The organism is Mucilaginibacter sp. P4_G9 (assembly GCF_056400985.1).
Map to the genome: position 1 here is coordinate 1 of NZ_JBFUKF010000355.1, position 9,259 is coordinate 9,259.

General features: G+C 41.6%; 6 protein-coding genes and 1 pseudogene. 4 read left to right on the plus strand and 3 right to left on the minus strand.

Annotated elements, in window-relative coordinates; translation table 11 throughout:
- The first annotated feature begins 717 nt into the window (after positions 1-717).
- Positions 718-1,215, plus strand: a complete 498-nt coding sequence (locus AC1DPZ_RS21525) for a DUF6155 family protein (RefSeq protein ID WP_477407293.1) — start codon at positions 718-720, stop codon at positions 1,213-1,215.
- Positions 1,216-1,393: 178 nt separating this feature from the next.
- On the opposite strand, the gene AC1DPZ_RS21530 is transcribed toward AC1DPZ_RS21525, so the two are convergent.
- Complete coding sequence (locus AC1DPZ_RS21530; protein WP_477407295.1) at positions 1,394-2,386, minus strand: NADP-dependent oxidoreductase; 993 nt, start codon at positions 2,384-2,386, stop codon at positions 1,394-1,396.
- 255 nt (positions 2,387-2,641) lie between these two features.
- Here AC1DPZ_RS21530 and AC1DPZ_RS21535 point away from each other — a divergent pair, with 255 nt between their 5' ends.
- Positions 2,642-3,013 (plus strand): hypothetical protein, encoded by a 372-nt coding sequence (locus AC1DPZ_RS21535; protein WP_477407297.1) that lies wholly within the window; start codon positions 2,642-2,644, stop codon positions 3,011-3,013.
- Positions 3,014-3,155: 142 nt separating this feature from the next.
- Here AC1DPZ_RS21535 and AC1DPZ_RS21540 read toward each other — a convergent pair whose 3' ends face one another.
- Positions 3,156-3,971, minus strand: coding sequence for a helix-turn-helix domain-containing protein (locus AC1DPZ_RS21540; protein WP_477407299.1), 816 nt, complete (start codon positions 3,969-3,971; stop codon positions 3,156-3,158).
- 942 nt (positions 3,972-4,913) lie between these two features.
- On the opposite strand from AC1DPZ_RS21540, the pseudogene AC1DPZ_RS21545 reads away from it, so the two are divergent.
- Positions 4,914-5,424: pseudogene (locus tag AC1DPZ_RS21545) on the plus strand (deoxynucleoside kinase).
- Positions 5,425-5,548: 124 nt separating this feature from the next.
- The gene (gene kdsB, locus AC1DPZ_RS21550; protein ID WP_477407301.1) at positions 5,549-6,283 is read left to right on the plus strand and encodes a 3-deoxy-manno-octulosonate cytidylyltransferase; all 735 of its coding nucleotides are present in this window, start codon (positions 5,549-5,551) and stop codon (positions 6,281-6,283) included.
- A gap of 164 nt (positions 6,284-6,447) precedes the next feature.
- Here the strand turns inward: kdsB and AC1DPZ_RS21555 are convergent.
- Positions 6,448-9,259, minus strand: a 2,812-nt coding sequence (locus AC1DPZ_RS21555) for a glycosyltransferase family 117 protein (protein ID WP_477407303.1), incomplete at its 5' end; no start/stop codon positions are given.

Consider the following 9,259-nt stretch of genomic DNA (forward strand, 5'->3'; position numbering starts at 1 on the left):
GAGCGGGGAGCGGGATTCTTAGGCCAGGATTTCGATAAGTTAAATTCGATGCCACTTTATTAACTCAAAACCTAATGCTCTAAAATATCAGCTCTTTCACCTCGCCACACGCAACCCGAACCCCGATCCACACAACCCGAACCCCGCAACCCAAAAACTCTTCCACAATATTTTCGCATTTAAAAAGTTATTATATGTAACTAAAGCATTAATTGCTATGAAATCAATGCATATACATCGTTTTTGGTTTGATATTTTAAAAAGATCAAAGCTGGATTTTGTGATAAACTGGTTTAATCGTTAAGCGGTCTCCCCCCTACCCGTTGCAGATTTTATATTAGTTTTCATTAACTTTTTTTATTAATTAAAGTTCCTGTGCTTTATGCTGTTTGGGTATTGCCCTTATTGGCAGATGTTTTTGCTGTTGGTGGTACTAAACCCCCAGGGGTAAAACACATAAACCTGCCACAGCAAGATAGTGTGGCCACATCTAACATTACCATTCGCTAAACCGTTTCCACTTATCCCACTTCAAATTTTTGACTTATCTCGGGCGGCCTCGTTCGCCAACTGGTCGGATCATACGCACATGCCCTTTCGTGCAACTTACCAAAGCTTTTAAATTTACAACCCAAAAACGGGAAAGCATTGACCGGTTAGGGGTCTTTAATATATTTGTAATGAAAGAATACTTTATCTCGTAAAAAAATATCGATAATGGCCCTTAAAAACGACCTTACCAAACTCGACAAAAAAGCGCTTATTGAAATAATAGCCGATTTGTATAAAAAAAACAAAACGGTGAAGGAGTATCTTGACTTTTATTTTAAGCCAGATGAAAATGGGTTATTTGAAAAATACAAGGTTAAAGTTTACGAGTCTTTTTATCCAAAGCGCGGCTTCGGCTACAGCCTTAAGCAAGGGAAGCAATGCATCAGTGAATTTAAAAAATTAGGACCTTCACCCGAATTGCTGGCATCTCTTATGCTGTTTTATGTGGAAACAGGTGTACAATTTACAAATGATTTTGGCGATATAAATGAGCCTTTTTACAACAGCCTTGAAAGCACATATGCCAATGCACTAAAACTTATCCAAAAAGAAGACTTATTGAGTCAATTTGAACAACTGGCCTCACAGTTACTTGTTGATAGCGAAAACATCGGCTGGGGTTTTCACGATGCACTTTCCGATACGTTTTACAATTTTTATTAAGAAGCTGTTTAAAAATAAAAAACTGGTCGTAATACGAGTACCGACCAGCCAAGTTGAAAAAAACAGTAATGACATGTATGGATACCACAATCACCTTGTGATCGTCATTGCGGAGGTACCCACCAGGATAATCCTGGTGGGTACTCGTGACGGTCTGTTTTTATTTTTAGACAGCCTCTTATGGAACAAGAATTATTTTCCCAACCGTATTTTTGGTCTGGATAATATCGTGGGCTTTTGCCATAGCCGCTAATGGTAGCACTTGCGACACATGCGTTTTGATTTCACCTGAAGACAATAAGCGGGCAATATTTTCAAGATCTTGCAGATAGCTTTCATTAGGTGTCACATATACTCTCTCAACTGTTACATCTCTTTCTGCCTTTGCCTTATCAACGAACTCCTGATCTGGATATACTACTATACTGGATAACTTACCTCCGTTCCTGACTGATTTTAATGACCGGCCCAGATGGGTGTCTTCAGTGCTACTTACTTCTCCCTCTACCCAAACCGCATCATGCACAATATCAGCATCATCAATAATCTCGTCAACTGCCTGCGTTTTATAATCGATGAATTCGTCGGCTCCCAGGCCCAAAACAAAATCTCTGTTGGCGCCCGATGCAACACCGATCACATATGCGCCGAAATGTTTGGCCAATTGTACCGCGTAATGCCCAACCCCACCAGATGCACCATGGATAATAACCTTATCTCCTTTTTTTATTTTCGCAAAATTCACTAACGATACCCAGGCTGTTAAAGCTGCCATTGTTGCTCCGGCAGCTTCCTCAAAACTTACGTTGGCTGGTTTCAATACCATTTCGTCTTCCGGTGCCGCAACGAATTCTGCATAGGCATTTGCCTGGCCAATGAACTTAAAGTTGCCAAAAACTTCATCTCCGGTCTTGAATTTTGTCACCGCTTTTCCTGCTTCGGTCACAACACCGGCAACGTCCCATCCAAGAATGATATTTTCTTCATCACCTTTTCGGGCATAGATCATATCCAATGCTGCCTGGTTTCTGCGGACAAATGCATCTACAGGATTAATGCTTATCGCTTTTACACCAACCAAAACCTCATTATCTTTAATTGAGGGTACAGGAACCTCTGCAAGTACCAGGTTTTCTGACCCTCCAACTTCTTTTAATACTATAGCTTTCATGATTATATTTTTTACCAAAGTTAGAATCATGAAAGCGTTCTTGTTTTGTTTAAAATGTCAATTTCACTTTGCTGGGAGTGTCACAAGATCATTCCCTTTGGTAACATAWTAAGATGATAGCCGATCAGCCTCATAAAGGATCGAATATGATTTACGGATATAGTTATTGACATTTAGAGCAATATAAAATTGACAAGCCTAACAAAACTAAAAAATGAGGCATAGCCTACCTTTACCTCATAAATAAGTTGAAATATGTCAGATCAATTTATCCTGCGGCTTACAATGTCCGCCACTGTTAATCCCAATGATTGGGAAAAACTTGAACAATTTATGGCAGAAGCGAAAATCGCTGTGCCAAATGAAGGAGCCGGCGTCTTAATCCATGAATGTCATTATGATCCGGAGTCTTTCAATATCCTCTTTCTGGAATCTTATGCCAACGAGAATGAATTAATAAAACACGCGGAGGCTTTTACACCGGTAATGAATAAATACAAGGTGGATTGGAAAATAAAAAGATTAGACTTACTTGGAAATTATTCTCCGGAGATTTTCGCGCTAATGAAAGGAATGGCCAAGGGTGCGGAAGTTAACCTATATAACCACGTATTTAAAAACAAATAAATAGTGTTTTTAGCATTTGCAGGTCGGTAGCAAGCAAAGCGGTAGGAGCGCCGCTATGATAACTTCTTTTAACCAGGGGAATATCATAGCGATAGCTTTGCTTTTAGTGCCTTCGTGCTAATAAGAGCAGTTTATGCCAATTCTATACAAGCTTACCTACGGTTTCAGATGGCGAATACCCAAAATGTTTCTTGAAGGCGAAGGAAAAATGCGAAAGGTTTTCGAATCCGGTTTCTAAGTACACCTCTCCCGCTTTCTTGTCTTTTTTAGCAAGCTGAAAATGGGCTAATTCCAAACGCTTCTTTATTAGCCAACGTTGGGGGGTGATCTTGAAAGCCTTCTTAAAGTCGCGGATAAAGGTTGAAAGGCTACGACCTGTGAGATAGGCAAATTTATCAAGAGGCATGTTGAATTTGTAGTGCCTTTCCATGAAATCAACCAGGTTTATCTTTCCGGGTTCAGAGAAATCGGCCAGCACACTGTCAATATCTGGCTCAACAAATCTAAGGATATGAATCGCCTCTTCCAACTTGAGTTTTGCTACGCTTTCGGGAAGTTTGTGCTCAAGATCAAGATATGGCATTACCGAAGAAAAAAAACTTTCCAGTAGTGGCTGTTTGTTCAATATCCTAACCGCATTATCGGGTGGAGCTGTCAATTTTGGTTTTTCATTTGCATAAAATGATTTCAGCCTATCGGGCGTAAGGCCAAATACGACAGCCTGGTAAGGCCTGCCATCTTTTGGCTGTTTGATTACAGTTGAAATCTGGTTTCTTGGAAAAAGCAACATGCTCCCGGCACCGAATGTATAAGTCCGCTCTGCCTGTATTACTTTCATTTCCCCGGAAATGATCAAAACGAAGGAGTGGAATTCAAAACTAAGATCATCTTTAAAAATGCCTTCCTCTGTAACCGTCCACACAAGGTCTGTAAATCTGCTGAAGTTTTGTTTCGCCATTAGTGTTGATAATTGATGTGCCTTACAAAATGTGTTTAAGTTAGTAAATTGCCTGTTAATAGTTTTATACTCATTGATAAACGAATGCTATCAACAACGAGATATCCTGGATTATTAATGTTTATTAAGAACAAAGTTATGTTATAGCAAGGCTGTAAGCTTTGTTGAGAATGTCAATTTTACTTTGTTTAGATTGTCAATTGACACGTCTGTTCCCTTTTTTAATAAGGGGTTCAAGGTCGTCGGGCTGAGTGGTAAAATTTCGCGAAATTCTGAAGGGGGAATGACGTTGCTAAGAGGGCTGTCATGCTGAGCCTGTCGAAGCATAGCGGGCAAAGGCCTATACGCACGAGTCTTCGACAGGCTCAGACTGACAGGCCTTTACACCTTGAAAATCGAATGCGTCATAGGTAGTGGTAAAATTTCGCGAAACTCTGAAGGGGRMATGAYGTTGCTAAAAGGGCTGTCATGCTGAGCCTGTCGAAGCATAGCGGGCAAAGGCCTMTMCGCRCGAGTCTTCGACAGGCTCAGACTGACAGCCCTTTAGACCTTGAAAGTCGAATACGTCATGGGGAGTGTTAAAATCCGCGAACTCTGAAGGGGGAATGACGTTTTAAAAGGTTTGTCATCCTGAACGCAGTGAAGGATCTATTCGCAGACTGTACAGGGCGAAGAAGCATGGCGAATAATAGATGCTTCAAACGTTCAGCATGACAAAAGGCTTTTTTTTGGCAAACACTTCGTACCTCACAATGACGGTCTATTTATTTATTTTAAAACAACTTCTCAAAATCAGAATTTGCAGAATGAGCCCGGAAAAGATTTTTATAATTCTTACAATTCTGTAAATTACGAAAATTCTGATTCAGACAAACTCACTAACATTATATGCACATAGCTATTGTAGGAAATATAGGCGCGGGTAAAACCACTTTAACTGAAATGCTGGCCCATAATTATGGATGGGATCCGCTGTTTGAAGCCGTATACAATAACCCTTATTTAGAGGATTTTTACAGCGATATGAAACGCTGGAGCTTTAACCTGCAAATCTATTTCCTTAACAGCCGTTACCGCCAGATCATCGATATTCAAAAAAGCGGCCGTAATATTGCACGATATGGGCCTCATGACCACCCGCGATTACGAAAATTATGAATCTATATTTAATAATATAACCGAGTTTATTAAACCGCCCGATCTGCTGGTATACCTGAAAGCATCGGTGCCAACCCTGGTAAGCAACATCCAACGCCGCGGCAGGGAATATGAAATTGGGATTCGTTTAGATTATTTATCCAAACTGAACGAGAAGTACGATAAATGGATTAAAAACTATAAGCTGGGTAAATTGCTTATACTTGATAAGGATAACCTTGATTTTGCTAATAAAACCGAAGATATGGCTACCATAGTTCAACTAATTGAGCGTGAAATTAATGGGCTTTTTTAATTGGGGTTAGGGTTGCCTGTTTCGTGTATAGCAGATAATATAATATTGAAGTGTGAGTTAATTTATTTTTAATTTTGATCTTCCAATTAGATAACTAAAAAGGCCCGCAACCCGCGACATAAAAATGAAGATATTAGGTATTATACCCTCCCGTTATGCATCTTCCCGTTTTCCGGGTAAGCCATTGGTTGATATTGCCGGTAAAAGCATGATTCAGCGGGTTTATGAACAGGTTAAATGTTGTACTAACATAGCCGAAGCTATTGTAGCTACCGATGACGACCGCATTTTTAATCATGTGCATGCTTTTGGCGGTGTAGCCGTAATGACGGCCGAATACCACGAGAGCGGAACCGACCRCTGCGCCGAGGTAGCCCGGTTGCATCCCGAATACGATGTAATTATCAACATCCAGGGCGATGAACCTTATATCAACCCGGAACAGATCAACACACTGGCATCCTGTTTTATGGATGCCGATACGCAAATAGCTACACTGATAAAAAAAATAACTTCTACAGAAGAGCTTTTTAATTACAACTCGCCCAAAGTGGTGATCAACAAATTATCAGAAGCAATTTATTTTTCCCGTGCCACACTGCCGCATATCCGCGCCCAGCAACCGGATAACTGGCTTAAATTTCATACTTATTTTAAGCATGTAGGCATTTACGGCTACCGTGCTGATGTATTGCAGCAGATTACCAAACTCCCCATATCCGACCTCGAAAAAGCCGAAAGCCTTGAACAGCTGCGCTGGATTGAGAACGGCTATCGCATTAAAGTTGCCGAAACCGAACTGGAAACTCATTCGGTTGATGTGCCTGCTGATTTGGAGAAACTGGGTTGTTTCAAATAACACTATCGCAGGCCTGTAGCTGCGGTTGGTATTGTTTTTAATAAACTATTGTCATCCTGAACGGAGTGAAGGATCTATTCTACGCCACGCCTCTTCGCCCTCTACAGTCTGCGAATAGATCCTTCACTCCACTCAGGATGACAAACCTTTTAAAACGTCATTTTCTATCTATTCTCCAACACAGCAAACTTACTCCCATAATCATTTAACTGATCCAGGAATTGTTTATGCAGCACTGTTTCGTTATAGGCTTTTGTGGTATCTACCAGCCCATTTAAAACATATAGCTGAAACTGTACTTCGCCAACATTCAAAGCTTCGGGTTTATTTTGTAACAGGGTATAGTTATAAGCCAGCTGATCGGTAAGATAATTATCCACACCTTTTACATAGCGGTTTGCCAGTTCTTTATCATCAAGCTTATAGGCCAATTGGGCCAATAGCAGTTTGCGGTGGGCGGTATCAATATTGGGGTTTATGTCGGGCATCTCCTGGTCAAATTTATGCAGGGTATTCAGGGCCAGGTCATTCCTTCCATCCTTAATCAGTCCCTGGGCAAGGTCGTGAAAGGTGCTTTCCATGAATGGATAAAACTCCGTTTTGCTCACATCATCCAAATACCTGGCATGCTTAAAATTGCCGAATTTAAACTTGTTCATCACGTTATTATACATCACCAGGCTGYTTACCTTGCCCAGTTGATCATGAATGGCGGTATCGGCTTTAAAAGAGATAAGGCGGTAGGCGAAACCTTCTTTATACAGATAAGGCTGTAGTCCCATCATATACTCCGGGCTTACGCCTATGGTAAAACAAATGGGCCTTTCCCAGTTGTTGTGTGCCAGTAAATCTATTATGGCCAGTTTATCCTTAAATAAATAATTGCCTGCAGGGTATGTCCATTCTATACTGTTGGTTAGCTTGTCTTTTTGTTGGGCCGTCACCACACCATTTTTTACCAACTGCCCGGGATTAACGCTTAATTTAAAGTTTTTGGTAGGCAGGTAGTTCATGGTTTCGCCGCTTTGGTATTGTACTTTGGTACGGTCGTCATCAGATGTTATAAAATCAAATACATCCTTTAAATCAACAAAGCCGGGTATTTTGGCATCGCTATAAGCTATTACATCGCGTATGCCCTGCTTGTATTTGTCAAAAGGCATGGTAATAGGCAAAGGGGCCGACTGGTTCATGGGCCGCTGCATCTGGTGTATATACCAATCGCCGCTAAACAGGCTGGTGCAAACTATCCTTACATCGGGCCGTACACCTTCTACTTCCTGGTCGTACCATAACGAGTATGTATCATTATCGCCGTTGGTAAACAATATGGCGTTTTTAGGACATGATATCAGGAAGTTGTAAGCCATATCGTGCGGCGTCATTTTCGTCGATCGGTCATGGCCTCCCCATTCCTGCCTGGCCATTAAAATAGGCGCTACCAGCAAGCAAACTACAACCGAAGCCAGTGCCGCGCCGCGCTGGCTTACCTTCTGCTTAATAAAATCGTTTATCGCCAGCACTCCTAAACCTATCCAAATAGCAAAGGCATAGAAAGAGCCAACGTATGAATAATCGCGTTCGCGCGGTTGTATGTTGGCCTGGTTTACATACAATACAATGGCCAGGCCTGTAAAAAACCAAAGCAGACCTATCACCATGGCATCAGCTTTTTTGCGTTTAATTTGATAAGCCATTCCCAATAAACCAATAACAAGCGGCAATGCATATAATGGTGTATAGGTATCGGAACCGGTTACAGATTTGGGCAAATGTTTACCGCTATCAAACAAACCCGAGGTCCAGTTGCCATTAATCGCCATGGTGCTGGTTTGCCCGTCGGCATCGTTATATCTGCCAACAAAGTTCCATAAAAAGTAGCGCCAGTACATTTGGTACATTTGCCAGCTTAGCATCCAGTTCATATTGTCGGCAAAAGTGGGGCTTTGCCCATCGGCTAACTGTAGCCATTGCTTGTAAAACTGTACATTCTGAGCATATTGCGGGTCGCCTTCGGTACTGTGCATGCGGGGGATGATGGTATTATGATCATAGGTTGTAACCACCTTTTTTCCGGATATCTCATAGCTGTCTTTACCCTTGCGATACAGGTTTTTACCATCCTGCTGATCAATAACTTTGGCATCATAGTACGGGCCGTAAAGCAGCGGGGTTTCTCCGTACTGGATGCGGTTAAGATAATCGTTAAGGGTAAAAGCATTATCGGGATGCGAGTTATTCAGATCGGTATTGGCAGTGGCCCGGATAGGGATATAAACAAAAGAGCCGTAGCCGAAATAGATGAACGTTAAACATACCAATGCCAGGTTCAAAGCCGGTTTTTTATGCCGGATGCTGTACAAAATACCCGCAGCTAACAAAGTAATAATAAGGAGCACAAAACAAACAACCCCGCTGCCAAAGCCTAAGCCCAGGGTATTCACAAAAAACAGGTCGAACCGGGCCGCTATTTTAATGGTGTATTCCCTAATGCCGTATTGCACCAAAGCCAGTATTACAATGCTGAGTATAAATACCACTATACCGCTTTTTACCGAAGGCTTTTTATACCTGCGTAAATAATAAACCATGGTAATAGCCGGAATGGTTAACAGGTTTAATAAATGTATCCCTATGGATAAACCCATGATGTAGGCAATCAATACTATCCATTTATCGGCGCCGGGTTCGTCTGCATGGGCATCCCATTTTAAAATGGCCCAGAATACCACGGCGGTACATAATGATGAAAGGGCAAACACTATAGTTTCAACAGCCGAAAACCAGAAGGTATCGGTATAGGCAAATGCTAATGCACCAACCAGGCCGGCCCCCATTATCGCAATCAGCTGCGATTGTGCAGGCGTTTCACCTTTTGCAATCATTAGCTTTTTTGCCAGTGCGGTAATTGTCCAGAACAAAAACATTACCGTGGCAGCGCTTGCAAAGGCCGAACCAAGGTTGGTAAAATAAGGT